Source organism: Sphingomonas sp. GW821-FHT03E12, assembly GCF_059420685.1.
Window position 1 is genome coordinate 1,045,442 of record NZ_JBWKUF010000001.1, and the last position, 25,898, is coordinate 1,071,339.

General features: G+C 66.5%; 23 protein-coding genes. 16 read left to right on the plus strand and 7 right to left on the minus strand.

The annotated features are described in order from the left end of the window. Positions 1-9: 9 nt before the first annotated feature. From AC07TU_RS05100 to AC07TU_RS05115, 4 genes are read left to right on the plus strand one after another with little or no spacing between them, the layout of a single operon-like run. Positions 10-1,209 carry an amino acid aminotransferase gene (locus AC07TU_RS05100; RefSeq protein ID WP_495186809.1) on the plus strand — a complete coding sequence of 400 codons (1,200 nt, stop codon included), beginning with the start codon at positions 10-12 and terminating at the stop codon, positions 1,207-1,209. Between the two features lie 15 nt (positions 1,210-1,224). After that, the gene (locus AC07TU_RS05105) at positions 1,225-2,184 is read left to right on the plus strand and encodes an MBL fold metallo-hydrolase (protein ID WP_495186810.1); all 960 of its coding nucleotides are present in this window, start codon (positions 1,225-1,227) and stop codon (positions 2,182-2,184) included. A 6-nt stretch (positions 2,185-2,190) separates the two neighbouring features. After that, the gene (locus tag AC07TU_RS05110; RefSeq protein WP_495186811.1) at positions 2,191-3,762 is read left to right on the plus strand and encodes an FAD-dependent oxidoreductase; all 1,572 of its coding nucleotides are present in this window, start codon (positions 2,191-2,193) and stop codon (positions 3,760-3,762) included. A 2-nt stretch (positions 3,763-3,764) separates the two neighbouring features. Further along, complete coding sequence (locus AC07TU_RS05115; protein WP_495186812.1) at positions 3,765-3,962, plus strand: DUF2783 domain-containing protein; 198 nt, start codon at positions 3,765-3,767, stop codon at positions 3,960-3,962. On the opposite strand, the gene AC07TU_RS05120 is transcribed toward AC07TU_RS05115, so the two are convergent. Then, positions 3,947-4,762 (minus strand): IclR family transcriptional regulator, encoded by an 816-nt coding sequence (locus AC07TU_RS05120; RefSeq protein WP_495186813.1) that lies wholly within the window; start codon positions 4,760-4,762, stop codon positions 3,947-3,949. The genes AC07TU_RS05115 and AC07TU_RS05120 overlap by 16 nt on opposite strands. Positions 4,763-4,859: 97 nt before the next feature. On the opposite strand from AC07TU_RS05120, the gene AC07TU_RS05125 reads away from it, so the two are divergent. Genes AC07TU_RS05125 through AC07TU_RS05145 form a run of 5 tightly spaced genes read left to right on the plus strand, consistent with a single transcriptional unit; the run spans position 4,860 to position 10,858 of the window. Next, positions 4,860-6,143 carry a Rieske 2Fe-2S domain-containing protein gene (locus tag AC07TU_RS05125; protein WP_495186814.1) on the plus strand — a complete coding sequence of 428 codons (1,284 nt, stop codon included), beginning with the start codon at positions 4,860-4,862 and terminating at the stop codon, positions 6,141-6,143. A gap of 30 nt (positions 6,144-6,173) precedes the next feature. Further along, the gene (locus AC07TU_RS05130) at positions 6,174-7,142 is read left to right on the plus strand and encodes a fumarylacetoacetate hydrolase family protein (RefSeq protein WP_495186815.1); all 969 of its coding nucleotides are present in this window, start codon (positions 6,174-6,176) and stop codon (positions 7,140-7,142) included. A gap of 2 nt (positions 7,143-7,144) precedes the next feature. Next, complete coding sequence (locus AC07TU_RS05135) at positions 7,145-8,140, plus strand: amidohydrolase family protein (RefSeq protein ID WP_495186816.1); 996 nt, start codon at positions 7,145-7,147, stop codon at positions 8,138-8,140. Continuing rightward, on the plus strand, positions 8,137-9,546 hold the full coding sequence (locus AC07TU_RS05140) for an aldehyde dehydrogenase family protein (RefSeq protein WP_495186817.1): 1,410 nt from the start codon (positions 8,137-8,139) through the stop codon (positions 9,544-9,546). Before AC07TU_RS05135 ends, AC07TU_RS05140 begins: the two co-directional genes overlap by 4 nt. 22 nt (positions 9,547-9,568) lie before the next feature. Then, the gene (locus AC07TU_RS05145) at positions 9,569-10,858 is read left to right on the plus strand and encodes an MFS transporter (RefSeq protein ID WP_495186818.1); all 1,290 of its coding nucleotides are present in this window, start codon (positions 9,569-9,571) and stop codon (positions 10,856-10,858) included. A gap of 63 nt (positions 10,859-10,921) precedes the next feature. Here AC07TU_RS05145 and AC07TU_RS05150 read toward each other — a convergent pair whose 3' ends face one another. Beyond that, positions 10,922-11,899 (minus strand): fumarylacetoacetate hydrolase family protein, encoded by a 978-nt coding sequence (locus AC07TU_RS05150; RefSeq protein ID WP_495186819.1) that lies wholly within the window; start codon positions 11,897-11,899, stop codon positions 10,922-10,924. An 83-nt stretch (positions 11,900-11,982) separates the two neighbouring features. Between AC07TU_RS05150 and AC07TU_RS05155 the strand changes: the two genes are divergently transcribed. Together AC07TU_RS05155 and AC07TU_RS05160 are read left to right on the plus strand one after the other, a co-directional pair. Then, positions 11,983-13,005, plus strand: coding sequence for a DODA-type extradiol aromatic ring-opening family dioxygenase (locus tag AC07TU_RS05155; protein WP_495186820.1), 1,023 nt, complete (start codon positions 11,983-11,985; stop codon positions 13,003-13,005). Positions 13,006-13,053: 48 nt separating this feature from the next. Continuing rightward, positions 13,054-13,821 carry an IclR family transcriptional regulator gene (locus tag AC07TU_RS05160; protein ID WP_495186821.1) on the plus strand — a complete coding sequence of 256 codons (768 nt, stop codon included), beginning with the start codon at positions 13,054-13,056 and terminating at the stop codon, positions 13,819-13,821. On the opposite strand, the gene argE is transcribed toward AC07TU_RS05160, so the two are convergent. Then, complete coding sequence (gene argE / locus AC07TU_RS05165; RefSeq protein WP_495186822.1) at positions 13,818-15,005, minus strand: acetylornithine deacetylase; 1,188 nt, start codon at positions 15,003-15,005, stop codon at positions 13,818-13,820. The genes AC07TU_RS05160 and argE overlap by 4 nt on opposite strands. Beyond that, complete coding sequence (locus tag AC07TU_RS05170; protein ID WP_495186823.1) at positions 14,986-16,620, minus strand: thiamine pyrophosphate-dependent enzyme; 1,635 nt, start codon at positions 16,618-16,620, stop codon at positions 14,986-14,988. Before AC07TU_RS05170 ends, argE begins: the two co-directional genes overlap by 20 nt. Positions 16,621-16,801: 181 nt before the next feature. Here AC07TU_RS05170 and AC07TU_RS05175 point away from each other — a divergent pair, with 181 nt between their 5' ends. Then, positions 16,802-17,791, plus strand: coding sequence for a GlxA family transcriptional regulator (locus AC07TU_RS05175; protein ID WP_495186824.1), 990 nt, complete (start codon positions 16,802-16,804; stop codon positions 17,789-17,791). A gap of 85 nt (positions 17,792-17,876) precedes the next feature. Next, positions 17,877-18,740, plus strand: coding sequence for a DJ-1/PfpI family protein (locus tag AC07TU_RS05180; RefSeq protein WP_495186825.1), 864 nt, complete (start codon positions 17,877-17,879; stop codon positions 18,738-18,740). Here the strand turns inward: AC07TU_RS05180 and AC07TU_RS05185 are convergent. The 3 genes from AC07TU_RS05185 to AC07TU_RS05195 are packed head-to-tail and all read right to left on the minus strand — an operon-like array spanning position 18,737 to position 21,029. Next, on the minus strand, positions 18,737-19,495 hold the full coding sequence (locus AC07TU_RS05185; protein WP_495186826.1) for a creatininase family protein: 759 nt from the start codon (positions 19,493-19,495) through the stop codon (positions 18,737-18,739). The genes AC07TU_RS05180 and AC07TU_RS05185 overlap by 4 nt on opposite strands. Then, positions 19,492-19,878 (minus strand): RidA family protein, encoded by a 387-nt coding sequence (locus tag AC07TU_RS05190; RefSeq protein ID WP_495186827.1) that lies wholly within the window; start codon positions 19,876-19,878, stop codon positions 19,492-19,494. The genes AC07TU_RS05185 and AC07TU_RS05190 overlap by 4 nt, the downstream gene beginning before the upstream one ends. After that, positions 19,875-21,029 carry a mandelate racemase/muconate lactonizing enzyme family protein gene (locus AC07TU_RS05195; RefSeq protein WP_495186828.1) on the minus strand — a complete coding sequence of 385 codons (1,155 nt, stop codon included), beginning with the start codon at positions 21,027-21,029 and terminating at the stop codon, positions 19,875-19,877. Before AC07TU_RS05195 ends, AC07TU_RS05190 begins: the two co-directional genes overlap by 4 nt. A gap of 216 nt (positions 21,030-21,245) precedes the next feature. Between AC07TU_RS05195 and AC07TU_RS05200 the strand changes: the two genes are divergently transcribed. From AC07TU_RS05200 to AC07TU_RS05210, 3 genes are read left to right on the plus strand one after another with little or no spacing between them, the layout of a single operon-like run. Next, positions 21,246-23,495: a beta-N-acetylhexosaminidase gene (locus AC07TU_RS05200; RefSeq protein WP_495186829.1), complete on the plus strand. Its 2,250-nt coding sequence runs from the start codon at positions 21,246-21,248 to the stop codon at positions 23,493-23,495. Beyond that, positions 23,492-24,838 (plus strand): GntT/GntP/DsdX family permease, encoded by a 1,347-nt coding sequence (locus AC07TU_RS05205; RefSeq protein ID WP_495186830.1) that lies wholly within the window; start codon positions 23,492-23,494, stop codon positions 24,836-24,838. Before AC07TU_RS05200 ends, AC07TU_RS05205 begins: the two co-directional genes overlap by 4 nt. Beyond that, entirely contained in the window at positions 24,835-25,752 is a 918-nt protein-coding gene (locus tag AC07TU_RS05210; protein WP_495186831.1) for an SMP-30/gluconolactonase/LRE family protein, read from the plus strand. Before AC07TU_RS05205 ends, AC07TU_RS05210 begins: the two co-directional genes overlap by 4 nt. Positions 25,753-25,898: the final 146 nt, after the last annotated feature.

Genomic DNA, 25,898 nt, shown 5'->3' on the forward strand with positions numbered 1-25,898 from the left:
TGAAACAAAATGGAGATTGAGATGTTCGCCGACCTTGCCGAGCCGCCGCTCGACCCGATCCTTGGCCTCGCGCAGTTGCTTGCGCAGGATCAGAGCCCGGACAAGGTCGATCTGGGGATCGGCATCTATCAGGACGAGCAGGGGCAGGTACCGGTTCTGGATAGCGTAAAGGCCGCCGAGCGCTGGCTGGTCGAGACCCAGCCGAGCAAGCGCTACCTCTCCTCGGCCGGCAATGCGGACTATAACACCCAGACGCGCGGACTGCTGTTCGGCGAGGGCAGTGACGGCTTTGCGCGCAGCCGCACGATTCAGGCGCCGGGCGGTACCGGTGCGCTGCGGCTGGCATCGGACCTGCTGTACAAGCTGCGTCCCGGCGGGCGCGTGTTCATTCCCGGCCCGACCTGGCCCAACCATCCCGGCATCCTCAAGGCGAGCGGCCATGAGGTCGTCGTCTATCCCTATTACGACATGGCCACGGGGGCGCTGCGCTTCGACGCGATGATGGCGGCGCTCGCCGATCTCGGTGCGAACGACACGCTGCTGCTGCATGGTTGCTGCCACAACCCGACCGGTGCCGATCTCGACCTCGACCAGTGGGGCGCGGTCGCCGATCTGGTGGCGAAGGCCGGCGCGGCGGTGCTGGTGGACCTGGCCTATCTGGGTCTGGGCGATGGTGTCGATCGGGACGCGGCGGGCATGCGCCTGCTGGCGACGCGGATCCCCGAATTCCTCGTCGCCAGCTCCTATTCCAAGAATTTCGCGCTCTATCGCGAGCGCGTCGGCGCACTCACTCTGGTTGGCGGGAACGAGAAGGCTGCGGTGCTGGCGCACGCGCATGCGCTGCCTGTGGCCCGCACTTTATGGTCGATGCCGCCTGATCACGGCGCGGCGATCGTCGCGCGGATCCTGAGCGATGCCGAGCTGCGGCAGGGCTGGACCGGCGAGCTGACCACGATGCGCGAACGGATCAACGGGATGCGCGCACGGCTGGCGGCGCGGCTCGCCGAACATGGCGGGCGCGACTATGGCTTCATCGCGAACCAGCGCGGCATGTTCACGATGCTGGGCATCTCGCCCGAAGGCGTCGAGACGCTGCGCCGCGATCACCACGTCCATCTGACCAGCTCGGGCCGCGTCAATGTCGCCGGCCTCAACAACAGCAATGTCGAGCGGGTCGCGGACGCGATCGCCGCCGTCAGCCAGAATTGAGTGGAGTAAACTAGAATGGCCAAGCCGTTTGCCTCGTCGACAGACCTGACGGAAAAGACCGAAACGCTCGAAGTGGTTGCCGATGGCGTCTATGCGCTCACCGCCGAGGGCGATCCCAATGTCGGCGCGTTCGAAGGCGAGGATTTCATCGTCGCGATCGAGGCGCGGGCGACCCCGGCCGCAGCGCGTGACTGGCTGACCAAGCTGCGCGAGCATACCGACAAGCCGGTCCGCTACCTGATCCTGACGCATTATCACGCGGTGCGCGTGCTGGGTGCGAGCGCGTTCGATGCGCAGGACATCATCATGAGCAATGCCACCGCGGCTTTGGTCGAGGAGCGCGGCGAGCAGGACTGGGCGAGCGAGTTCGGCCGCATGCCGCGGCTGTTCAAGCAGCCCGACGAGATCCCGGGCCTGACGCGGCCGTCGATCACCTTCACCAACAGCTACGCCATCGATCTGGGCGGCGATCGCGGCAAGCTCGACCTCCAGTTCTGCGGGCGCGGGCATACCGAGGGCGACATCGTCGTCTGGCACGAGAAGAGCGGCACGCTGTTCGCCGGCGACCTGGTCGAGGCGCAGGCCGCGCTCTACACCGGCGATGCCTTCCACTTCGACTGGGCGACCGGCACGCTCGACAAGGTGAAGGCCTATCAGGCCGAGCATCTGATCGGCGGGCGCGGTGCGGTGGCGCATGGCCGCGCGGCGGTGGACGCGGCGGTCGAGCAGACGCGCGAGTTTCTCAACGGCATGATCGAGCATGTCGGGGCGGCGCACAAGAATGGCGGCACGCTTAAGGATGCGTTCGAGGCGACGCACACCGCGCTTGGCCCCAAATTCGGGCATTGGCCGATCTTCGAACATTGCCTGCCGTTCAACGTCCAGCGGCTGTGGGACGAGTTTGACGGGATCGAGCGGCCGCGCATCTGGACGATGGAGCGCGACCGCGAAGTCTGGGCACAGCTTCAGGGCTGAACAGAAATGGCCAATGTGTCGAACATCCCGGTCTGGCGCGAGATCGGCGCTACGCCGCCGCCTGCCGCGCAGCGTGAGACCGCGCCGGTCGTGATCGTCGGGGCGGGGCCGGTCGGCCTTGCCATGGCGCTTGACCTCGGCCGGCGCGGGCATCGCGTGGTGGTGCTCTCGCAGCTCGATTTCGTCGCGGCGGGATCGAAGGCGATCTGCTTCGCCAAGCGCTCGCTCGACATCTTCGACCGGCTCGGCGTCGGCGATGCGATCGTCGACAAGGGCGTGATCTGGAATGTCGGCAAGGTGTTCTGGGGCGACCGCGAGGAGCCGGTGTTCCAGTTCGACATGCTGCCGGTGAAGAACCAGAAGCGGCCGGGCTTCATCAACATCCAGCAATATCATGTCGAGGACCGGCTGATCGCCGCGCTGGAGGCGCTGCCCAATGTCGAGCTGCGCTGGGGACACCGCATGGCCGGGCTTGCACAGTTGGCCGATGGCGCGCGCGTCGAGGTGGAGACGGCGGACGGCGGCTATGCGATCGATGCCGACTGGGTGATCGCCTGCGACGGTAGCCGCTCCGCGGCGCGCGATGCGCTCGGCCTCGATTTCGAGGGGCGGGTGTTCGAGGACAATTTCCTGATCGCCGACGTGAAGATGACGGGCGAGCGGCCGTCGGAACGCTGGTTCTGGTTCGATCCGCCGTTCAATCCGGGCCAGTCGGCGCTGATGCACAAGCAGCCCGACAATGTCTGGCGGCTCGACTTCCAGCTCGGCTGGAACATCGATCGTGCCGCAGCGGTGAAGCCCGAGAATGTCGACCCGCTGGTGCGCGCGATGCTGGGCGACGACGTCGCCTATGAGCAGGAATGGTACAGCGTCTACACCTTCCAGTGCCGCCGCATGGCGCGTTTCGTCCATGACCGGGTGGTCTTCGCGGGTGACAGCGCGCACCTCGTCTCGCCGTTCGGCGCGCGCGGGTGCAATGGTGGGATGGCCGATGTCGACAATCTCGGCTGGAAGCTCGACCTGATCCTGCGCGGCGAAGCGGGCGCAGACCTGCTCGAAAGCTATGACGCCGAGGCGATCACGATCGCCGACGAGAATATCCTGAACTCGAGCCGCTCGACCGACTTCATGACCCCCAAATCGGCCGCCAGCCGCATCTATCGCGACGCCGTGCTCGAACTGGCGAGCGAAGTCCCGTTCGCCCGGCCGTTCGTCAATTCGGGACGGCTATCGACCGCAGTCGCGCTGCCGGAGAGTCCGCTCAGCACGCCCGACGCTGACGACTGGGTCGGCGGGGGCGTGGCGCCGGGCTGGCCCGCGCTCGATGCACCGATCGGCGATGCCTGGCTGCTCGAGCGGCTGGGGCGCGGCTTTGTGCTGCTCGCGGACCGCGATCCGGGCATCGCCGGGATCGAGACGATCGTCGCCGGCGAAAACGACGAACTGCTGCGTGAACGCTATGCGCTGGCACCGGGCGCGGCCTATCTGATCCGGCCCGACAGCTATGTCTGCGCGCGCTGGCATGCGCCGGACGAAGCCGCGATCCGCGCGGCACTCCTGCGCGCGAAGGGGAATTGAAGATGGCCCGGCTGATCACCGATCCCAATCTGGCCGCCGCTGACGACATCTATGCGCGGCTGATCGCGATGCATGACGGGCGCTCGGTCGAGGAGAGCCTGAAGCTGTCTGCGCGGCTCAACCTCATCCTGCTCAATCATATTGGCGACCGCGCGGTGGCGGAGGAGGCGATCGCGCTGGCGGGTCAGTCGCGCGGATAGCTGTGGCGCGAGCCGAGCAGGCGCGAGCAGCGCTGCGCGCAGCCGAGCAGCAATTCGACCAGATAGGGCGCGGGCGGCCCCGGTGCCTCGTCGGTCGGCAGCATCAGCGTGACCGCAGCGACGATCGTGTCGCCGTCGAACAAGGGTGCAGCGAGCGCATTGTGGCCGATCCCGAACTTGTTGACGCCCCAGCTGTAATGGCGCGCCTGCACCATCGCGACCTCACGCTCGAACGCCTCGCGGTCGGCGATCTGGAAATTCTCGCCGCGCATCTCGGCCTGGTCGAGCAGCTCACGCCGCCGCTCGCGCGGCTGGAAGGCGAAACAGACGCGCGCGGTCGGTGACTCGGGCAGGTTGAGCATCAGCCCGGGCTGAACGTCGATGCGCATGGCGGCGCGCGCGGGCAGGCACTGGACCACAACCGCATCGGCGCCGGCCACCGCGCAGAGCAGGACGGTGCAGCCGCTTTCCTCGTTGAGCCGGTCGAGCGGCGCGCGCAGCAGTTCGGGCATCTGCATCCGCCCCGCTGCGATCTGCCCCCAACGGCCGATCCGCCAGCCGAGCTGGAAGCCGCGCCGCCCGCCGCCTCGACTGACCAGCCCGAGCATCTCGAGGTTGGAAAGATGCCGCGACGCGCGCGACTTGGTCATGCCCAAGGTCTGCGCCATTTCCTGCACGCCCACCGGCCGCTCGCTTTCGGCGAGCAGGTCGAGAATGCGAGTCGCCATCGCCACCGTGGCAATCGACGCAGGCGCATCCGGTGCACGCCGTCTCAAATCCCTGTCCATCGCCCAAATCATAGCGTTTGTTGCGATATGCGCAACTATTTGCCGATGTTGTTGCGCATAGCGTGCCAGCGTCGCAGTTTTGTCGCGAGGGTTAGACAGAGAGGCTGAAGTGGGCCCGGATCAAAATCGCCGTTTCACACAGGTTGGGCCGGGCACGCCGATGGGCGAGCTGCTGCGCCGCTACTGGCATCCTTTCGCTGCGGTCGCCGAGGTCGACGAGCTGGGAATCAAGCCGGTCCGGCTGCTCGGCGAGAATCTTGTCGCATTCAAGTCGAAGAACGGCAGCTACGGTCTGATCGACCGGCAATGCCCGCATCGCCGCGCCGACATGCTCAACGGCATCATCGAGGATGACGGCCTGCGCTGCAGCTATCATGGCTGGTGCTTCGCAAGCTCGGGCCAGTGCCTCGAGCAGCCGTTCGAGGACATCGCCAACCCCAAGGCGCGCTTCAAGGACAAGATCCGCACCAAGGCCTACCCGGTCGAGGCAAAGGCAGGGATGCTCTGGGCCTATATGGGGCCGCAGCCGGCGCCGCTGGTGCCCAATTGGGAGCCGTTCACCTGGGCCAACGGGTTCCAGCAGATCGTCTTTGCCGACGTCCCCTGCAACTGGTTCCAGTGCCAGGAGAATAGCTGCGATCCGGTCCATTTCGAATGGATGCACCGCAACTGGACCTCGGTGCTCAAGGGCGACGGCAGCTACGGTCCGACGCACCTTGAGCTGGCGTTCGAGGAGTTCGAGTTCGGCCATATCTACAAGCGCGTGCGCGAGGATACCGACAAGGACAATCCGCACTGGACGGTCGGCGCGACCGCCTTGTGGCCAAACGCCTTCTTCCTGGGCGACCATATCGAATGGCGCGTGCCGATCGATGACGAGACCACGCTGTCGGTGACCTGGATGTTCCATCGCGTGCCCGCCGACCGTGAGCCGTTCGTCCAGAAGCGCATCCCATACTGGACCGGCCCGGTGAAGGACGCCGATGGCGAGTGGATCACCAGCCATGTGATGAACCAGGACATCGTCGCCTGGGTCGGGCAGGGCACGATTGCCGACCGCACGCAGGAGCATCTGGGCAAGAGCGACTGGGGCATCGTCATGATGCGCCGCAGCTTCGAGGCGAACATGAAGCGGGTCGAGGCGGGCGAGGGCGATCCCAAGGCGGTGATCCGCGACGCTGAGTTCAACCGCTGCGTCGAGCTGCCGATCAAGCACAAGGAACTCTTCACCGCGTCGATGACGCTCGAGGAGAGCCGGCGGCTGGGCGACACGCTTCAGTACCGGATCAACCGGCCCGACTATCAACACCAGGTCGGCCAGCCCGAGGCGGTGAAGCGCGAATATCAGATCGCGATGGGGATGATCCCCGAGGACGCGACCGAAACCATCTGAACAATCGATAAGATCTAGGGAGTCGACGGCATGAAACTGGGTACGATCCGAATTGATGGCAAGCCGACGGTGATCGCCCGCGTTGCCGAAGACAAGGCGGTGGCGCTCGACGCCTATCGCTGGATGGAAGACCTGATCGAGGCGGGTAATGCCGGGCTCGACACCGCGAACGAAGCGATCCAGGCGGCGCTTGCTGGCAAGCTGCCGGTGATCGACCTGTCGGCGAGCACCGACTGGATGGCGCCGAACCCGCGCCCGTCGAAGATCCTGGGCTGTGCCGTCAACAACAACAACCTGAACAGCAAGGCGATGAAGCCGATGACGGCTCCGATGTTCTTCATCAAGGGGCGCTCGGCACTCACCGGCCACAACAAGACCATCGACATCCTGAAGGACCACGGCCCGTCGATCCCCGAGCCGGAACCCGTCGTCGTGTTCGGCAAGACCGCCAAGAACGTGCCGCCCGAAAAGGCGCTCGACTATGTGTTCGGCTACACGCTGACCAACGACGTCACCGCGAGCGGGGTCAAGTTCGGCGAGGATTCGATCGCGCTCAAGCAGACCGCCGATATCGTGAGGCCGCACCATACCGCCTGGCGCCCGAAGTTCGAGGACGACAACAACTGGCTGCTGTTCATCTATCACTCCAAGTCCAAGGCGGCGGACACCTTCGCGGCAATGGGCCCGTGGCTGACCACCAAGGACGAGGTGCCGGACCCCAACAAGCTGCTGGTGCGCGGCTATATCGACGGCGAATGCTTCACCGACGATTCGACCGCCAACTATTTCTTCCCGGTCGAGCAGGTCATCTCGACCGCGTCGAAATGGTTCACGATGGAGCCGGGCGACTGCATCCACACCGGTACCGCATCGAAGGGCACCGAAAAGCATCCGCGCGGCAATATCGGCACCTATCTGTCGGGTTATGACGGCAAGCTGTGCGACGTCGAGATCGACGGGCTCGGCCGCCTCTCCAACCGCATCAACCTGGAGAAGTGAGCATGTCGTCGGTGCCGGTGATCGACGTTCACACGCACATGCTGAGCGAGGCATGGCTGAACGACATCCGCGCGCATGGCGCCCCCAAATATGGGGTCAAGCCGACCGCGGCGGGACAGGACAGCGTGTGGATGAGCGGCGCGCCGTTCGTCACGCTTTTCCCCGAGATGTTCGACTATGACCTGCGGGTCGCGAACATGGACAAGGCCGGCGTCGATATCGCCATCGTCTCGCTGACCTGCCCCAGCGCCTATTGGGGCGGGGAAGCGGTGAGCACCCGCGTGTCGCGCGAGATGAACGCGCATATGGCGTATCAGCAGGGGCGCTTCCCGGACCGCATCCGCTTCTTCGCGACGTTGCCCTGGCAATATCCCGAGCGTGCGGTGGAGGTGCTTGCCGAAGCCGTCGTCCAGGGCGCAGTCGGCGTGTTTGTCAGCGCCAATATCGACGGCAAGAGCCTGACGGCACCGCAGTTCGCGCCGATCTGGCAGGCGATCGACGACCTCGCGCTGCCCGTGCTGGTCCATCCCACTGCGCCGCAGGGCTCGGCCGAGATGGAACTGCATGAATATGGCCTGGTCCCGCCGATCGGCTTCATGTTCGATACCACGCTGGCGGTGTCGCGGATGATCCTCGACGCGTTCATCGACCGCTATCCCAACCTGGCGATCATCGCGGGGCATGGCGGCGCGACCCTGCCCTATCTCGCCGGCCGGCTCGACCGCTGCCACGAGATGATCCCGGCCTGCTCGGAGAAGATCAAGGACAAGCCGTCCAGCTATCTTCGCCGCATCTATTATGACACCGTGGTCTATGAGAAGAGCGCGCTCGACCTGTGTATCGAGGTTGCGGGCGGACCGGAGCGAGTGATGTACGGATCGGACTATCCCCATAATATCGGGGACATGGCGGGATGCCTCGCCCGGGTGAACGCGCTCGACCCCGCTGCCGCGAAGCTGGTGAAGAGCGGCACCGCGCAGAAGCTGTTCAAGCTGTGACCGGGCCCCGCCTGATCGTCGATGGGAAACCGCTGGCGACGGCGGAAACCTTCCCGGTGATCGATCCCGCCACGGGGCAGCCGTTCGCGGATGCGCCGCTGGCGAGCGCGGCCGATCTCGATGCCGCGGTCGATGCCGCGCGGCGGGCCTTTCCCGGTTGGGCGGCGACCCCGATCGAGGACCGCGCCGCTGCGATCCTGGCGATCGCCGACGCGATTGAGGCGGCGAAAGACGAGCTGGCGCGGCTGCTTTCGGCCGAGCAGGGTAAGCCCATCCCCAATGCGGTGGGCGAGATCATGGGCGCGCTCGCCTGGGCGCGCGCGACCGCGGCGTTGCGGCCGTCGGTCGACGTGATCAAGGACGACGACAGCGTCCGGGTCGAGGTGCACCGCAAGCCGCTGGGCGTGGTTGCGTCGATCAGCCCGTGGAACTTCCCGGTGATGATCGCGATCTGGCACATCATCCCGGGGCTGGTAGCGGGCAATACGGTGGTGATGAAGCCATCGTCCTTCACCCCGCTCGCGGCACTGCGCATGGTCGAGATCGCCAATGCGCATTTGCCCGCGGGCGTGCTCAACTCGGTGACGGGCGAGGTCGAGATCGGCCGCGCGATCGCGGCGCATCGGGGCATCGACAAGATCGTCTTCACCGGATCGACTCCCACCGGCCGGTCGATCATGGCGGACGGTGCTGCCAATCTCAAACGGCTGACGCTTGAGCTGGGCGGCAACGATGCGGCGATCGTGCTGCCCGACGCCGATGTCGACAAGGTCGCGGCCAAGATCTTCGCCAAGGCCTTCGGCAACAGCGGCCAGATCTGCGCCGCGGTGAAACGCGTCTATGTCCATGAGCGCATTCATGACGCGCTGGCGGAGAAGCTTGCCGGGATGGCGCGCGCCGCGGTGGTCGGACCGGGCAGCGATCCGGCGAGCCAGTTCGGCCCGGTGCAGAACCGCAAGCAGTTCGATCTGGTGCGCGCGCTCGCCGACGATGCGCGCGCGCAGGGCGGGCGCTTCCTGGCCGGCGGCGAGCCGGTCGCGGGCGAGGGCTATTTCTTCCCGCTCTCGGTCGTGGTCGACGTGACCGACGGGATGCGCATCGTGGACGAGGAACAGTTCGGCCCGATCCTGCCGGTGATCCGCTATTCGGATCCCGAGGATGCGCTCGCGCGCGCCAACGCCAATGAGAATGGCCTGGGCGGGTCGGTATGGTCGGCGGACCCCGCCGCGGCGCTCACCTTTGCCCAGCGGCTCGAGGCCGGGACGGTCTGGGTCAACGATCACGCCAGCATCTCGCCCGACGTGCCCTTCGGCGGCGCCAAGCAATCGGGCGTCGGCACCGAATTCGGCCTCTATGGGCTCGAAGAATATATGCAGCTTCAGACCGTCAGGGTGGCGAAGAACTGAGGCGCACAGGGAGAGTACCGGGATGTTCCAGTTCGACCAGGCATTCCGCGATGAGTTCAGCGCCAACTGGCGCGTGCTGGCGATCGCGATCACGGCATTGTTCTTCGGATTCTCGGCGCCGGCCTATGCCCTGCCGTTCATCTACCCGGAGGTGATCAAGGAATTCGGCTGGACGCGCGAGCAGGCGACGCTGCTGGCGACCGCCAAATATCTGACGGGTGTGATTTCCTGCCTGGTGTTCGGACGCTTCCTCGACATTGCCGGGGCGTGGCGCGCGCTGATGGTTTCCATCGTCGTCGGCGGGTTCGCATTGCTTGGTTTCGCATTCGTCGGCGGGCTGACCAGCTATTATGCGGTCGGCGTGCTGCTCGGCATTGCCGGGCCGGGCGCGATGGTGTCGTGCTTCGTGCTGGTCGGCCGCACCTTTCGTGCATCGCAGGGGACCGCTACGGGCATGGTGCTGCTCGGCACGGCGATCGGCGGCGTGGTGATGCCGGTCGTCACCGTCGACCTCATTCAGGCGTTCGGGTGGCGGACGGGCATGGCCGCGCTGTCCGCAGGCATCTGGCTCGTCGCGGTGCCGGCGCTGATCTATGGCATGCTGCGTGTGCCGATCACCGAGCAGGCGGCAAGCGCCAGCGATGCCAGCGAGAGCGTCGGCGTGCGCGAATATTTCGGCAAGATGATGCGCGGATCGAGCTTCTGGCTGATGTCGATCGCCTTCTTCCTCGTCACCATCGTCGATCAGGCGCTGACCCAGCATCAGGTGCTGATGCTGCTCGACGCCGGCCTCAGCAAGGACGACGGCGCGTGGACGGTGAGCGCGATCGGCGTCGTCGCGATCTTTGGCCGCGTGCTGGCGGGCAACATCCTCGACCGCAGCTCCAACCGCGGGCTGGCGGGGCTCTACTTCCTGCTCACCACCTGCGCGATCCTGTCGTTCGCGCTGGCCAACCCGATCGTGCTGGTGAGCTACATCGTGGTGCGTGCGATGGGCCATTCGAGCGTGATGGTCGATGGCCCGGTGATCTCGCGCCACACCTATGGCACCCAGCATCTGGGGCTGCTGACGGGACTGCTCACGGCGATGGCCAATCTCGGTTCCGCCACCGGACCCTGGGTGATGGGGCGGATGTATGATGCGGCGCAGTCCTACCAGTCCGCGCTGATCCTGTTCATGGTCCTGCCGGCCGTTTCCGCGGCGTGCATCTGGTTCGTGAATCCCCGTGCGTGGAAAGCGCAGCGCGCCGACGCGCAGCGGCGTCCGGACCAGCCCGTCGAAGGAAGCCCGGCCGTCGGCCTGGCACCATGAAGAAACGGCGCCGTCCCTGGGGGGCGGCGCCGTTCCTGTCTGTCCGGCGGGCAGGGCGCCGCGCTAGCTGCGCCGTTCGCCGATCCGGTTGCGCAGCACGCCGATCCCCTCGACCTCGAGCTCGATGACGTCGCCGGGCTCGAGATAGCGGCCGGTTTCGAACCCGCAGCCATTACCCGCGGTGCCCGATCCGAACACGTCGCCGGGGTAGAGCGTCTCGTCGCGGGAGACGAAGGCGATGCACTGGGCGAAGCTGAACTGCATGCCCGAAGAATTGCTGCGCCCCTGGACCTCGCCGTTGATCCGCGAGGTCATTGCCAGATTCGACACGTCGGGCAGTTCGTCACGGGTGACGATCCACGGACCCATCGCATTGCCGGTGTCGAAATCCTTGCCCTTGGACGGGCCCATGCGGAACTGCTGGTCGCGCACCTGCTCGTCGCGGGCCGAGAAGTCGTTGTAGATCATATAGCCGAAGATATGCGCGTCGGCGTCCGCCTCGGCGATGTCCGCGCCGCGCTTACCGATCACCGCTGCGAACTCCAGCTCATAGTCCATCGTGCCGGAGAAGCGCGGCCACTGGATCACCGAGTCATGGCCCGAGCAGGTCATGCGGTTGCCCTTGAAATAATAGGGCCGCTGGTACCAGCTGGCGGGCAGGTCATAGGCACCGCTCGCCTTGAACCCGGCATAGGCGGCCTCGGGATCGGGCTGGCTCGCGGCGCGCATGCGCATGCTGGCTTCGAGCGCCTGAAGGCAGTGCAGCTCGAAATTGGCGAAGTCGCGGATCGAGTTGGGTACCGGCAGCGGCGGCAGGTAGCGGACATAGGCGGGGTCGTAGCCATGATCGCCACGGCTGCGCGCGACGATCTCCCGCGCCGCATCGAGCGCCGGCTCGCCGCCTTCGATCAGCGCCAGCATCGTCGAAAGCATGCCGCGCGCCGCTTCGGGTGCGGCCGCTGTGAGATCGACGATCGAACCGTCGCCGATGATGGCTCCGGTGCGCGGCCCTTCTCCGGCGTCGAAGGTGACAAGCTTCATCGCATCCTCCACTTTTATATCGCATTACGCTACAAAGTAACGCATAGCGTAACAGAGTCTCGCGTCAATCGGTTGGAGGAAGCATGGCGAAGATCGTTCTGGGCATCGGCTGCGCACACACGCCGCAACTCCACACGCTCGCGCACGATTGGGATATCCGCGCCGAGCGGGACCGGCAGGACGGAATCCCGCTCTGGTTCAAGGGACGCAAGCTGCGCTACGCCGAGCTGGAGGCAGAGCGCGCCGGCGAAAATATCGGTGCGCTGCTCGACCTGCCGACGCGGCAGGCGGCGCTCGACAAGAGCTTTGCGGCGATGGACCGGCTGCACGAAGCCTATGTCGCCGCGAACCCGGACGTGGTGGTGATCATCGGCAACGACCAGCACGAAATCTTCTCGGAGATGGTGCCGACCTTCGCGGTGATCGCGGCGGACGAGATCGCCAATGTCCCGCGCACCGATGTGCAGAAGACACGGCTTCCGGTCGGGATCGAGATTTCGGATCACGGCCATCTGCCCGATGCGCCGACCGTCTATCCCGGCCATCGCGAATTCGGCACGCATCTCGCCCGCCATCTGGTCCGCGAGAGCAGCTTCGACGTGACGCTGTGTCATGAGAAGCCGACGGTCAGCAACGACAAGTCGCTGCTGTTCGGCATGCCGCACGCTTATGGGTTCCTGTACAATAACATCATGCGCGACCATGTCCGCCCGCACGTGCCGGTGGACGTCAATTGCTGGTATTATGACAACAGCCCGAGCGCGGCGCGCTGCCACGACTTCGGTGCGGCGGTAACGCGGGCGATCGAAGCGTGGGACAGCGATGCCCGTGTTGCCGTGCTGACGACCGGCGGGCTCACCCATTTCGTCGTCGATCCCGACTGGGATGCGCGCTTCATCGAGGCGATGCGCACGTGCGATCACGACTGGCTGCGCGCGATCCCGCAGAACGAGCTGATGGCCGGCACGTCGGAGTGCAAGAGCTGGATCGCGACCTCCGCGGCGATGGATGCGGCGGGGCTGGCGATGGAGCTGGTCGACTATCAGAAGCTCTACCGCACCGAAGGCGGAACGGGATCGTCATGCGGTTTCACGCTATGGCGCTGATAACAAGGGCGTCTCGCCAACCGTGACGGCCGATGTTAGGGGATACGAATGATCGATCAGAACGAAATCCCTGAGGACGACGCCGGCTCGGCCCGGGTGAAGAGCGTCGAAGTCACCGTCCAGATCCTGGAGGTGCTCACCGAGGCATCCGATCCGGTGCGTGTCACCGACATGGCGCGGCAGCTCGACATGACCAAGGCGCGCGTGTCGCGGCACCTGCAGACGCTGACCCGGCTCGGCCTGGTCGATCGCGCGCGCGAGGGCGAGGGCTATGTCTTCGGGCGCAAGCTGCTCAAGTTCGGGCGCGCCGCGGTCTATCGCAGCAACCTTGTCCAGCTGGCGCGGCCGTTCCTGCAGGACCTGTTCAATGCCACAGGTCATACCGCGCTGCTCGCGACACCGACGCGGGGCGGGGCAATGGTCGTGCATTCGGTGCAGAACCAGTTCGAGCCGGGGATCATGATCCATCCGGGCACGCTGCTCACCCTGCCCAATTCGCCGGCGGCGCGGCTGATCTATTATTTCGAGAACCAGAAGCCGACACCGCCGCGCGTCATCTCCAATCTGCGCGACTATGGCGTCGATTTCGAAGCCAATCCGCGCGGTACGGGCCTGGGCGGCATCGCCGCGGCGATCTTCGAGCCCGACGGGCTGATCGCGGGCACCGTCGGCGTGATCTTGTCCTCGTCGCTGCTGATGCCCGAGCCGGACGCCGACCTGCTCGAACAGGTCCGCTACACCGCGGCGCGGCTGCAGAATGAATATGCCGAGGGCGCGGTGTCGCCGCTGATGCCGGAGCGCGGCGAGCCCGCCTAGGCGGGCTCGAACGGGGTCTGAACGAGTCGGTCGAGGAAATCCTCGCACCGGGCGAGCTGGTCGAGCGCAACGAACTCGTCGGGCTTGTGCGCCTGCTCGATCGAGCCGGGGCCGCACAGGATCGTCGGGACGCCGCGGGCCTGGAACAGTCCTGCTTCGGATCCGAAGGCGACGAAGCCCGGTTCGGCGTTCGATCCCGCGAGCCGTTGGACATAGCGCGTGAGTGGCGCATCGGCGTCAATCGCGAAGCCCGGCACGCGGCCGTTCGTTGTGATCTCGATCCGTGCATCGGGATGGACTGCGCGCATCTCTGGCAGCAGCTCGTGGTCGATATAGGCCTGCAGCTCGGCGACGATCGCGTCCGGATCGGTCCAGGGCAGGGTGCGGATATCGAAGCGGAAGCGGCATAGAGCCGGCACGATGTTGCTGGCCTGGCCGCCCTCGATCACGCCCGCGGACAAGGTCGAGAAGGGGACCGAGTAGCCGGGATGGCGTTGCTCCTCGGCACGCAGCCGCGCCGCGATCGCCTCGATACGCGCGATCAGCCGGGCGGCGTAGAAGATGGCGTTGACGCCATAGGGGGCGAGCGAGCTGTGCGCCTCGAGTCCGTGCACCGCGCAGCCATAGGCGCTGCCCGTCTTGTGCCCGATCACCGGCTCCATCGAGGTCGGCTCGCCGACGACGCAGCCGCGCGGGCGCAGGCCGCGCGCGACCAGCTCCTCGATCATGTGGCCGGCGCCCTTGCAGCCGATTTCCTCGTCGAACGAGAGGGCGAGGTGCACCGGCTCGCTGAGGTTCGCTGAGGCGAGCATCGGCACCTTGGCGAGGCACGCGGCGATGAAGCCCTTCATGTCGCAGGTGCCGCGGCCGAACAGCAATCCGTCGCGCTCCTCGATCACGAACGGGTTGCTGTGCCACTCCTGCCCGTCGACCGGGACGACATCGCTGTGCCCCGACAGAACGATCCCGCCCTCGCCCGATCCGATCGTGGCGAACAGGTTCGCCTTGCCCGGATCCTTGCCGCTGGTGAGGACCGAGGCGATGCCATGGCCCGCGAGATAGTCGCGGACCCAGTGGATCAGGTCGAGATTGGAATCGCGGCTGACGGTCGGGAAGCCGACCAATGTCCGCAGGATCTCGACCGTTTCCGCCGAGGGGCGGCGATCAGCGGACCTTGCGGCCATGGACGTGCTTCCAGGGTGAAGGCGTCGCGTCGAGGTTCATCGGCACCTCGATCAGCACCGGCCCCTCGAGTCCGCGCGCGGTCTCGAGCGCGGCGGCAAGGCCGTCCGGCCCCTCCGCCTTCAGGCCGGCGACGCCGAAGCTGTGCGCGAGTGCGACGAAATCGGGGTTGTGCAGGTTCGACGCGATCAGGCGGCCGCCATATTTGTTGGCCTGGATGCGGCGGACATTGCCGAAATTGCCGTCGTTGAACACGATCGCGATCAGCGGAATGCGGTGCAGCACCGCGGTCGCCAGCTCGGGCATGGTGTACATGAAGCCGCCATCGCCGTTGACCGAGATCACGCGGCGCTTGCCCGCGCCGACCTGCGCACCGAGCGCGGTCGCGAAGCCATAGCCGAGCGTGCCCTGATAGCTCGAATTGACATAGGTCCGCGGCGTATAGACCGGCAGCGCATAGCGCGAAGCATAGCCGACCTGCGTCATCTCATCGACGAAGACATCGTCCTCGGCCATCGCCGCGCGGATCGCATCGAGATAGCCGACCTGCGGCTGGATTTCGGTGGCGACCTCTTCGCGGAACGCAGCGCGGATCGCGGCGAATTCGGCGGTGCGCGGCGCGGGCGAGAGGCCCTTCGCTGAGAGTGCTTCGACCAGCTTCGCGGTCGCTTCGGCCGCGTCGGCGACGATGCCGACTGCGGGCGGGGCGATGCGGTTGATCTCGGACTGGTCGAGGTCGATGTGGACGACCTTGAGGCCGCCACCCATGCCCCATTCGCGCAGCTGGGTCAGGCGCGATCCGATGCCGATCACCACGTCCACGTCCGGCCAGTGCGGCAGCGCAGCGGCGGCGGGCAGGGCATAGTCGTCGTCCGAGCGCACGACGCCGCGGCCCATATGGCGGCTGACGATCGGCGCCTGGATCAGTTCGGCGAGGGCGCGGACTTCACGGCCCGCTTCCTGGGCGCCGCTGCCGACGATGATCATCGGGTTGCGCGCGCCGGCGATCAGCGTCGCAGCCTGCTCGATCGCAGCCGGATCGGCGAGCGGGTTGGTCAGCGCGGGCAGGGCGTCGGGGTAGGCGAAGAAGCCGGTCTGGGCGAGGATATCGGGCGGAATCTCAAGCGCTACCGGGCGCGGGCGGCCGGTGAGCAGCTGGCGGAAGGCTTCGTCGAGCAGTCCGGGGATCTCGCTCGCATGAGTCGCGCGCGCGCTCCACTTGGTCAGGCTGCGCAGCAGGCCGTCCTGATCGTTGATCTCGTGCAGCGCGCCATAGCGGCGGTCGATCAGCGCGCTGTTGACGGTGCTGGTCAGGCACAGGACGCGGGCGTTGCAGGCATAGGCGGTCGAGAGCGCCGCACCGGCGTTGAGCAGGCCGGGACCCGGGACCACGGCGCACACGCCGGGCTTGCCGGTGACCATCGCATAGCCGAGCGCCATATAGGCGGCGCCCTGTTCGTGGCGGCTATGGACGACGCGGATATCGCCGCCGCCGCGCTGGAGCCCGTCGAACAGCTCGTCGAGCTGGACGCCCGGCACGCCGAAAAAGGTGTCCACGCTCCAGCGATGCAGGCCCGCCACCAGCGCATCGCCCCCGGTTCCACGCGTCGCGCTCACATTTTCTGCCTTCGTCCGCTGGTCCAGACTCACCGCTCAAACCCCTGCTTGTTTCGTAATGCGAGACTATGTCGCGTATATCGTGATTAAATGCAATGGCGTTTCTCTCGCCGGGCGTCTATCCTGTTCCATGAAGCGAGACGCCATGTCCATCGGTGATCGCGTCCACGCAGGAGCCGCAATGCGCCCGATCCGCACGCTTGTCCTCGCCTTTGACGGAATCAACCTGCTCGACATCAGCGGCCCGCTGCAGGCGCTTGAGGCGAGCGAGCCGCATCGCGGCGTGCCCGAACGCTACGAGACTGTCGTCGCTTCCGCACAGGGCGGCGAGGTTCAGACCACCGCGCGCATGCCGATCGTGACCCGAGCGTTGGCAGACATCGATCCGCACGGGATCGACACGGTGATCGTCGGTGGAGGCAGTGCCGGGGGGAGTCCGATCGTACCGGGCGCGCTGGTCGAATGGATCGCCGTGAACGCGCCGGGGCTACGCCGCATCTGTTCGATCTGCGCCGGCGCGTTCGTGCTCGCCGCGACCGGGCTGCTCGACGGGCGGCGCGCGACCACGCACTGGCATTGGGCACCGCGCCTCGCGCGCGACTATCCGCAGATCGCGGTCGAACCCGATTCGATCTTCGTCAACGACGGCAAGCTCTGGACCTCGGCCGGAGTCACTGCGGGGATCGACCTGACGCTGGCGCTGATCGAGCAGGACTATGGCCATCGTGCCGCGATCGAGGCGGCCCGGCGGCTGGTGGTGTTCATGAAGCGGCCGGGCGGGCAGGCGCAATTCTCCGTCCCTCTGCTCCTCCAGAGCGGTTCCGGCGACGGCTTTGCCGAGCTCCATGGCTGGATGCGCGCGAATCTGACGGGCGACCTGCGCGTCGAGCGGCTGGCGGAACGAGCCGGCATGGCCGAACGCTCCTTCGCACGCGCCTATGTAGCGGCGACCGGCATGACCCCGGCGCGCGCGGTCGAGGCGATGCGGGTCGAGGCCGCGACCGGATTGCTCGAGGCGAGCGGGCTGCCGCTCAAGCAGGTCGCGGCGGCGGCGGGCTTTGGCGACGAGCAGAATCTGCGCCGCGTCTTTCTGCGCCGGTTCGGGGTCAGCCCTGTCGATTATCGCCAGCGCTTTGCCGCGCGCACCGCGGAGATGTCTGGCGGGATTTGACGGCTGCTTGTCCTTTCGGCCGGATTGCCGCGGACCTATCCGGACCGGCGAGCGCAAAGGGCGCGAACGGATCGGGAGGCTTGCCGTGGAGATCGAGACTATCTGTCAGTCGAATGCGGATCGCCGCCGGTTCCTGCAGACGCTGGGTGCTGCAGGTCTGTCGGGCGCCGTGATGACGCTGGGCAGCCGCGCAGCCTCGGCGCAGGCGGGCGGACATGGTCAGCCGATGCATGGCGTGCTGGGTGCGAAGGGCGCGGGACCGGGCCGTCCCAGGATCGCGATGCTGGTCCATCCCAAGATGGTGCTGCAGGATCTGGTCGGACCGCTCACCGTGTTCAACCTGATGCACAGCGAGATCCATCTGGTCTGGAAGACGCTTGATCCGGTGATGAGCGAGGTGGGGATCGCGGTGACGCCGAGCACCACGCTGCGCGATTGCCCGGAGAAGCTGGACGTGCTGTTCGCGCCGGGCGGGCTCGCCGGGACGCTCGACATGATGGACGATCCCGAGGTCGTCGAATTCTTCGCGCACCACGGCAAGTCGGCGCGCTATGTCACCAGCGACTGCACCGGATCGCTGCTGCTGGGGGCTGCGGGGCTGTTGCGCGGCTATCGCGCGGCGAGTCACTGGACGGTCCGCGAACTGGTCGCGCTGATGGGCGGGATTCCGTCGAGCGAACGCGTCTGCATTGACCGCAACCGCATCACCGGCGGCGGGGTCACCGCGGGAATCGATTTCGCGCTGACACTGGCAGCGCTGCTGCGCAGCCCGGAGGAGGCGCAGGCATATCAGCTGACGATCGAATATGCGCCGGAGCCGCCGTTCAATGCCGGACGGCCCGACACTGCGCCGGCGGCGATCACCGAGCGGCTCACCGCCGCCCGTGCGCCCGCGGTCGCCCGCGCCCGCGAGAAATCGCGGATCGCGGGCGAGCGGTTGCGCGGCTAGGCGCCCCGGATATCGCGCAGCATCGAGACCGCGGCGCGGGTCACGGCGTCGGAGATCGCCTGACCCTTGCCGGGCGACGCCTTGGACGGGCAGCCCGACACCCCGGTCCCGGCGCTGAGCTGATGCATGTTGCGGTGATGCGCCGCGCGCCCCGCATTGAGCAGGTCGGCCGCTGCCCAGTGGAAATCGTGCACGGGCAGCTGGTCGACCGCGACGTCGATCTCGACCAGTTCCGGCGCGATCATCTGGACCAGCGAGGTTTCGAACTCGCAGGCATGGCCGACGCCGCCGAATTCGGTCTCCTGGATCTTCGCCAGCTCCTCGGCGGCGATGCGCCACCAGGTCAGCATGAACAGTTCGACTTCGGGGTGATCGTTGCCGAAGGATTCGAGCACGACCTGACCGATGGCGAGGTTCCCGCCATGGCTGTTGAAGATCACGATGTTGCGGAAACCATGTGCCGCGACCGAGCCGAGCAGGTCGGTGATATACGCGAGGAACGTCTCGTGCCGCACGGTCAGCGTGCCCGCGAACGCCATGTGATGGCGCGAGCAGCAGACCGGGAGCTGCGGCAGGATCAGCACCTGATCGCCGAGTTCGGCGTTGATCCGGTCGGTGAAATGCCGGCCGATCAGCGCATCGGTGTCGAGCGGGAGATGCGGGCCGTGCTGCTCGATTGCGGCGATGTTGAGGATCACCGGCGTGCTGCGATCGACCGCGTCGAGCCGCGGACTGCTGAGTTCCTGCCACTTCATGGAACCGCGGCCCACATTTCGATCTCGACCTGGAACGCGTCGAGCAGCGCGCAGCCGATCGCGGTGCGCGCAGGGAAGGGCTGGGGCATGATCTCGCGGTAGATGACGTTGAAGCGCGGCCAGTCGGCAAGGTCGGTCAGATAGACATTGACCTTGAACACGTTGGAGAAGTCGGCGCCCGCGGCGGCGAGCTGCTTGCGGCAATTCTCCAGCGTGACGCGCGCCTGTTCCTCGATCGTGTCGCCGATCACCTCGCCCGCGAGATTGAGCGGCGCCTGGCCGGAGATCAGGACGAGATCGGCGTTGCGGCTGATCTTGAGCACGGGAGTATAGGGGCCGGCGGTGACATGCTGTTCCGACGGGACCGGGATGATGCTGCTCATGCGAAAACCTCGTGACGGACGCCGTAGCGTTCCAGTGCTGCTGGATCGAGCGAGACGCCGAGCCCCGGCCCTTCCGGGACGAAGGCGTAAGGCGGCTCGAAGCGGAGCGGGGTTTCGAGCAGGTCATGCTCGCGGATCAGCCGCCCGAAGATGTCGCTCGACCAGACGCAGCTCTTCGCTGCGATCGACTGGTGGAGATACATCGCCTCGAGGATGCCGAGATCGACCTCCGACCCGTGGAAGCACCAGAGGTTGGCGGCTTCCGCGATGGCGTTGAGCTGCGCGAACTTGGCAAGGCCCGCGTTGAAGTTGAAGCCGTCCGCCGCGCGCTGCTGGATCAGCGCGATGATGTCGTGAACGCGCTGGCCCTGATAGATATACGGCAGGGCGATGTGCTGCGTGATCGGGATCGACGAGAAGCGGCAGAGATCGGCATAGTCGGGGATCATCCATTTCGGGATCGGATCCTCGAGCAGCTGGACGTTGCCGACCTGCTCCAGCCCGCGGATGCGGATCTTGGCCGACGCCATATTCTCCCAGCGCTGGTTGGGGTCGAAGACCACCTTCATGCCATGCGCATGCACCGCGATCTGTTCGCACAGGCCGACGACATCGTCCTCCAGATCGGCCTTGAGCTTGATGCTGCGATAGCCCTGATCCTGATAGGCGCGGACCCAGGGGCCGATCTCGTCGAGCGTGCGGTGGCTCGACCAGGCATGGCACAGCACCTTCTCGCGCACCGGCCCGCCGAGCAGGCGGTGGAGGGGAACGCCCAAGGTCTTGGCCCAGCCGTCCCAGATCGCCAGCTCGAACCCGTCGAACTCGCGCACCAACGGCAGCGGCAGATCCTGCAGTGTAAGGTCCGCGATGTTGACGCCGAGCAGGCCGTCGGCGATCGCCTCGATCCGCGACCATTCGTGATCGCGATAGAATTCGCCGAGCGCGACCACGCCGTTGGCCAGTGTCATCCGCACGACCAGCTTGGGCAGCGCGTCAAACTGGACGCTCCACGCCGCCTTGCCGGCGACCGGGAGCATATGCAGCGGCTTGGCCAGCGTTTCGGAATTGATGATCCCCGGCCTGGCGGGAACGACCACTTCGTTGAACTCGAACTTGACGATGACCGGATCGTCGCCGGTGCCTGCGCGCATGCCTCATACTCTCCCGAACTGCCGCGCGCGCTGGCCGGCGCACGGGCTTTGGTCACGCAAATAGCATAACCAATTTATACCAAGGCGCTAGCAAAATGCAGAGCGGTTGCTTAGAAAGCTACGCGGAACGTACGGTCCGATACCGTTTCATGCTGTGTGCTTGGCTCCATACGCATAAAAGGTATTAGATTGGATATGTAAAAGGGAGAGTGAGTCATGGCGGCACCGGTTGGCGCGCGAGGTTTTCTGGCGGGGGCCGTCGCGGTGATGGCGCTGATCGCGCCGGCGCAGGCGCAGCAAGCGCTGCCGCTGCTGCCCCAGCCGGTCGAGGTGTCGGCGACGGGCAAGGGGTTCCGCCTCGCCGATGGTCTCGCGATCCAGGCACCCTCGGGCGATGCCGGTGCGGAGAAGGCGGCGGTGTGGCTGCGGGACGGGCTGGGGCTTCCGGCCAAGGCGAAGGCCGGCGCACCGACGGTCCTGTTCGAACGCGTCGCGGGGCTGCCGGGGGAAGGCTATCGCCTGACCACCTCACCGACCGGCGCGCTCATCAGTGCCAGCGATGATGCCGGTTTCTTCCACGGCGCGGTGACTTTGTGGCAGCTAGCGACGGCGCCCGGCGGCGAAGTGCCCGCGGTGACGGTTTCAGACGCGCCGCGGTTCAAATGGCGGGGCTTCATGCTCGACAGCGCGCGGCATTTCCAGTCGCCCGAATTCGTCAAGAAGCTGATCGACGCGATGGCGGTGCACAAGCTCAACACGCTGCACTGGCATCTGGTCGACGATCAGGGCTGGCGGATCGAGATCGACAAATATCCCAAGCTCACCGAAATCGGCGCATGGCGTATTCCGGCGAGCGCGCCCGGCGCGCCGTCGCTGCCGCGCACCGGCGGCTTCTACACCAAGGCGCAGATCCGCGAGATCGTGGCCTATGCCGCGGCGCGCAACATCACGGTGGTGCCCGAGATCGAGATGCCCGGCCATGTGCTGTCGGTGATCCGCGCCTATCCGGAACTGGGCAATAGCGGGCCCGTGCCCGACGGCATCCATTCCGATTGGGGCGTCTACACTTGGCTGTTCAATATCGAGGAACCGACCTTCACCTTCCTCGACGATATCTTTGCCGAGGTGACCGAGCTGTTCCCGTCCGCCTACATCCATGTCGGCGGGGACGAGGTGGTCGCGACCGAGTGGGAGCGGTCTCCGGCGGTGCAGAAGCGGATGCGCGAACTGGGTCTCGCAGATGCGCATGCGGTGCAATCCTGGTTCATGAAGCGCGTCGAGAAGCTGCTCACCGCGCGCGGCCGCAAGCTGATCGGCTGGGATGAGATCATCGACGGCGGGCTCGCGCCCAACGCGACGGTGATGTCATGGCGCGGGATCAAGGGCGCGGTGCTCGCGGCGCAGGCCGGGCATGACACGGTGCTGGCGCCGTCGCCCGATCTCTATTTCGATCATGTCCAGGGCAGCACCGCAGCGGAAGGGCCGGGGCGCGGCAAGCCGAACACGCTCGAGGACATCTACAAATTCGATCCGCTGCCCCCGTCGCTCACCGCCGAGCAGCAGCGGCACATCCTCGGCATCCAGTCGACGATGTTCAGCGAGCATATCCGCGGCGATGAGCGCGCGGCGTACATGATCTTCCCGCGGCTGTCGGCGCTCGCCGAGGTCGCCTGGCTTGGCAAGGGGCGCGACTTCGACGGCTTCGTCGATCGGCTGATCCCGCAGATCGATCGCGTCAAGGCGATGGGGCTGAAGCCCGCCGAAAGCGCGTTCATCCCCTCCGCGCGCGTCCGGTCGGTCGCGGCGAAGAGTGCGACGGTCGAGCTGGCGACGCAGGTCAAGTCGGAGATCCGCTACACGACCGACGGCAGCGCGCCGGGCGCGAAATCGCGCCTCTATGCCGGCCCGGTGGAGGTGGTGTTCCCCACCCGGCTGCGCGCGGTGGCGTTCCGTGGCGGCAAGCAACTGCCCGGTGCGGTGGACAAACGCTACGACCGCGCCGCCGTGCTGCGCCGGGACGATCGCGAACTCAAGGCATGCAGCGCCTCGCACTCGCTCGCGCTGATCGATGATGCACCCGCCCAGGGGCCGCGCGCCGACTTCCTCGTCAACATCCTCGAGCCGTGCTGGACCTATGAGGCCGCACCGATGGATGCGGTGACCGCGGTTGAGGTCGAGGTCGGGCAGGTGCCCTATAATTTCCAGCTCAACAACGGCCGCGCGATCGCTGCGCGCGGCAGGCCCGCGACGCCTGCGGGTGAGCTCGAGATTCGGGCGGGCTGCAAAGGTGAGCGGATCGGCTGGGCCTCGCTCGCGCAGGCGGCGAGCCCGGCGCTCACGCGCTTGACCGTGCCGGTGGCGTCGCAAAAGGGTGCGCAGGATCTGTGCATGACCTTCACCGGCAACGGCAATAACCCGCTCTGGACGATCAAGTCGGTTCAGCTGCGCGAGAAGGCTGCGCGATGAGCCGGGAGGTCTTCCTCGTCCTGCTCGGCCTGGCTTCGGTCGGCGGGCTGATCTTCCTGATCGCGCGGCTGAAGCTCAACCCGTTCATCGCGCTGCTGGTCACCTCGCTGGCGCTGGGTGCGGCGGCCGGGCTGCCGCTCGACAAGCTGCTGGCAATCTATGAGGCGGGGGTCGGCAACGCACTCGGCCATATCGCGCTGGTCGTCGGGCTCGGCACGATGATGGGCAAGCTGATGGCCGAATCGGGCGGCGCCGAGCGCATCGCCCAGACGATGATCGGCTGGTTCGGCCCGGCGAAGGTGCATTGGGCGATGATGGCCGCAGCGTTCCTCGTCGGCCTGCCGGTGTTCTTCGAGGTCGGCTTCGTGCTGCTGATGCCGATCGTGTTCACGGTGGCGATGCGGACGGGGACGTCGATCCTGAAAGTGGGTATCCCGATGGTCGCCGGGCTTTCGGTTGTCCACGGCCTGATCCCGCCGCATCCGGCGGCGCTGCTCGCGGTTGGCGCGTACAAGGCGGACATCGGCCTCACCGTGCTCTATGCCCTGATCGTCGGAATCCCGACTGCGGCGCTCGCCGGGCCGGTCTTCGCCACGCTGATCGACCGCTATGTCAAAGTCGAGGGCGTCAACCCGATGGCCGAAGCGCTGACCGAACGGAAGATCGACGACACGCGTGACCTGCCCGGCTTCGGCGTCACCGTTGCGACGATCCTGCTGCCTGTGGCGCTGATGCTGGTGGGCAGCTGGGCCGATCTGTTCGCGGCGAAGGGTACGCTCGTCAACGACGCGATCCGCTTTTCCGGGCATCCGGTTACCGCGTTGCTGGCGGGGCTGTTGCTGAGCTTCTTCACCTTCGGCAGCGCACGCGGGTTCAACCGCGAGAAGATCGGTCGCTTCCTTGAGGACTGTCTGGCGCCGACCGCGCTGATCACGCTGATCGTCGGCGCGGGCGCAGGCTTCGGCAAGATTCTGATGGAGGCGGGCATCTCCACATCCGTCGTCGGGATGGCGCAGTCGGTGGAGGTGCCCCTGCTGGTGCTTGCCTGGCTGGTCGCGGCGATGATGCGGATCGCGACCGGATCCGCGACGGTGGCGATGGCGACTGCGGCGGGGATCGTCGCGCCGGTCGCTGCCGGGAGCGGGGTCTCGCCCGAATTGCTTGTGCTGGCGACGGGCGCGGGGTCACTGATTCTCTCGCACGTGAATGACGGGGGATTCTGGCTGGTGAAAACCTATTTCAACCTGACCCTGTCCCAGACCTTCAAGACCTGGACAGTGTGCGAGACGCTGATCTCGATCGTCGCGCTGCTCCTTACGCTCGCGCTGAGTGCGGTGTTGTGAGGCGCGCCGGCCTTGTGCTCGCGGGAGCAGTGCTGCTGGGCGGCTGCGCTGCGACCCAGCGCGCCGGCGGGGGCGACTATATCGTGCGCGACCTTGTCGGTGACGGGGTATTCACCTCCGGCATCGAGGGGCCGGCGACCGGTCCGGACGGCGCGCTCTACGTCGTCAACTTTGCGCGCGAAGGGACGATCGGGCGAGTCACCGAGGCTGGCCAGGCAGAGCTGTTCGCGACCTTGCCTACGGGCAGCATCGGCAACGGCATTCGCTTCGCGCCCGACGGCCGGATGCTGATCGCGGATTACAAGGGGCACCGTATCCTTGCGGCGGATGCTGCGGGCGCGCTCTCGACCTATGCCGAGCTGCCCGGCGCGCACCAGCCCAACGACATCGCGATGGCGCCCGACGGGACGCTCTATGCGAGCGATCCCGACTGGAAGAACGGGAGCGGGCGGATCTGGCGAATCGGCCGCGACGGCAAGGCGCAGATCCTGGAAGAGGGGATGGGCACGACCAACGGGATCGAGGTCAGCCCGGACGGTCGCCGCCTTTATGTCGGCGAGAGCGTCCAGCGTCGCATCTGGGTCTATGATCTCGACGCGCAGGGCGGGATATCGGGCAAGCGGCTCTTCGCCGCATTTGCGGATCACGGCCTGGATGGTATGCGCTGCGACCGCGACGGCAACCTCTACGTCACACGGCATGGCGGCGGAACGGTCGCCATCCTTGCTCCCGACGGCACGGTGACGCGAGAGGTGCGCCTGAAAGGGCGGCTGCCGAGCAACATCGCATTCGGCGGCCGGGACGGGCGGACCGTCTATGTGACGGTGCAGGATCGCGGCGCGATCGAGACGTTCCGGAGCGCACGGCCGGGCCGCGAATATCGCGGAATGCTCCGGCGCGGCACCGCGCGCTGAGCGGCTTAGGTTACTGATTCAGTAAGATGTAATACCTTTGCCAAACTGGTCTCATACATATTGACTATTGGTCTCATAAATGTATTGCATACACCCCTGATCCCGCGGGAAGCAGCGGGGCAGGGGTGGCGGCGTCTGTCTGCCGG

What these genes read in the sequence shown, in the direction of transcription:
- AC07TU_RS05135 (WP_495186816.1), top strand. Translation starts at nt 7,145, where the DNA reads ATGTCGTCGGTGCCGGTGATCGACGTTCACACGCACATGCTGAGCGAG.
- AC07TU_RS05185 (WP_495186826.1), bottom strand. Translation starts at nt 19,495, where the DNA reads ATGAAGTGGCAGGAACTCAGCAGTCCGCGGCTCGACGCGGTCGATCGC.
- AC07TU_RS05160 (WP_495186821.1), top strand. Translation starts at nt 13,054, where the DNA reads ATGATCGATCAGAACGAAATCCCTGAGGACGACGCCGGCTCGGCCCGG.
- AC07TU_RS05150 (WP_495186819.1), bottom strand. Translation starts at nt 11,899, where the DNA reads ATGAAGCTTGTCACCTTCGACGCCGGAGAAGGGCCGCGCACCGGAGCC.
- argE (WP_495186822.1), bottom strand. Translation starts at nt 15,005, where the DNA reads ATGGCCGCAAGGTCCGCTGATCGCCGCCCCTCGGCGGAAACGGTCGAG.
- AC07TU_RS05110 (WP_495186811.1), top strand. Translation starts at nt 2,191, where the DNA reads ATGGCCAATGTGTCGAACATCCCGGTCTGGCGCGAGATCGGCGCTACG.
- AC07TU_RS05145 (WP_495186818.1), top strand. Translation starts at nt 9,569, where the DNA reads ATGTTCCAGTTCGACCAGGCATTCCGCGATGAGTTCAGCGCCAACTGG.
- AC07TU_RS05205 (WP_495186830.1), top strand. Translation starts at nt 23,492, where the DNA reads ATGAGCCGGGAGGTCTTCCTCGTCCTGCTCGGCCTGGCTTCGGTCGGC.
- AC07TU_RS05130 (WP_495186815.1), top strand. Translation starts at nt 6,174, where the DNA reads ATGAAACTGGGTACGATCCGAATTGATGGCAAGCCGACGGTGATCGCC.
- AC07TU_RS05115 (WP_495186812.1), top strand. Translation starts at nt 3,765, where the DNA reads ATGGCCCGGCTGATCACCGATCCCAATCTGGCCGCCGCTGACGACATC.
- AC07TU_RS05200 (WP_495186829.1), top strand. Translation starts at nt 21,246, where the DNA reads ATGGCGGCACCGGTTGGCGCGCGAGGTTTTCTGGCGGGGGCCGTCGCG.
- AC07TU_RS05120 (WP_495186813.1), bottom strand. Translation starts at nt 4,762, where the DNA reads ATGATTTGGGCGATGGACAGGGATTTGAGACGGCGTGCACCGGATGCG.
- AC07TU_RS05195 (WP_495186828.1), bottom strand. Translation starts at nt 21,029, where the DNA reads ATGCGCGCAGGCACCGGCGACGATCCGGTCATCGTCAAGTTCGAGTTC.
- AC07TU_RS05190 (WP_495186827.1), bottom strand. Translation starts at nt 19,878, where the DNA reads ATGAGCAGCATCATCCCGGTCCCGTCGGAACAGCATGTCACCGCCGGC.
- AC07TU_RS05155 (WP_495186820.1), top strand. Translation starts at nt 11,983, where the DNA reads ATGGCGAAGATCGTTCTGGGCATCGGCTGCGCACACACGCCGCAACTC.
- AC07TU_RS05105 (WP_495186810.1), top strand. Translation starts at nt 1,225, where the DNA reads ATGGCCAAGCCGTTTGCCTCGTCGACAGACCTGACGGAAAAGACCGAA.
- AC07TU_RS05100 (WP_495186809.1), top strand. Translation starts at nt 10, where the DNA reads ATGGAGATTGAGATGTTCGCCGACCTTGCCGAGCCGCCGCTCGACCCG.
- AC07TU_RS05175 (WP_495186824.1), top strand. Translation starts at nt 16,802, where the DNA reads ATGCGCCCGATCCGCACGCTTGTCCTCGCCTTTGACGGAATCAACCTG.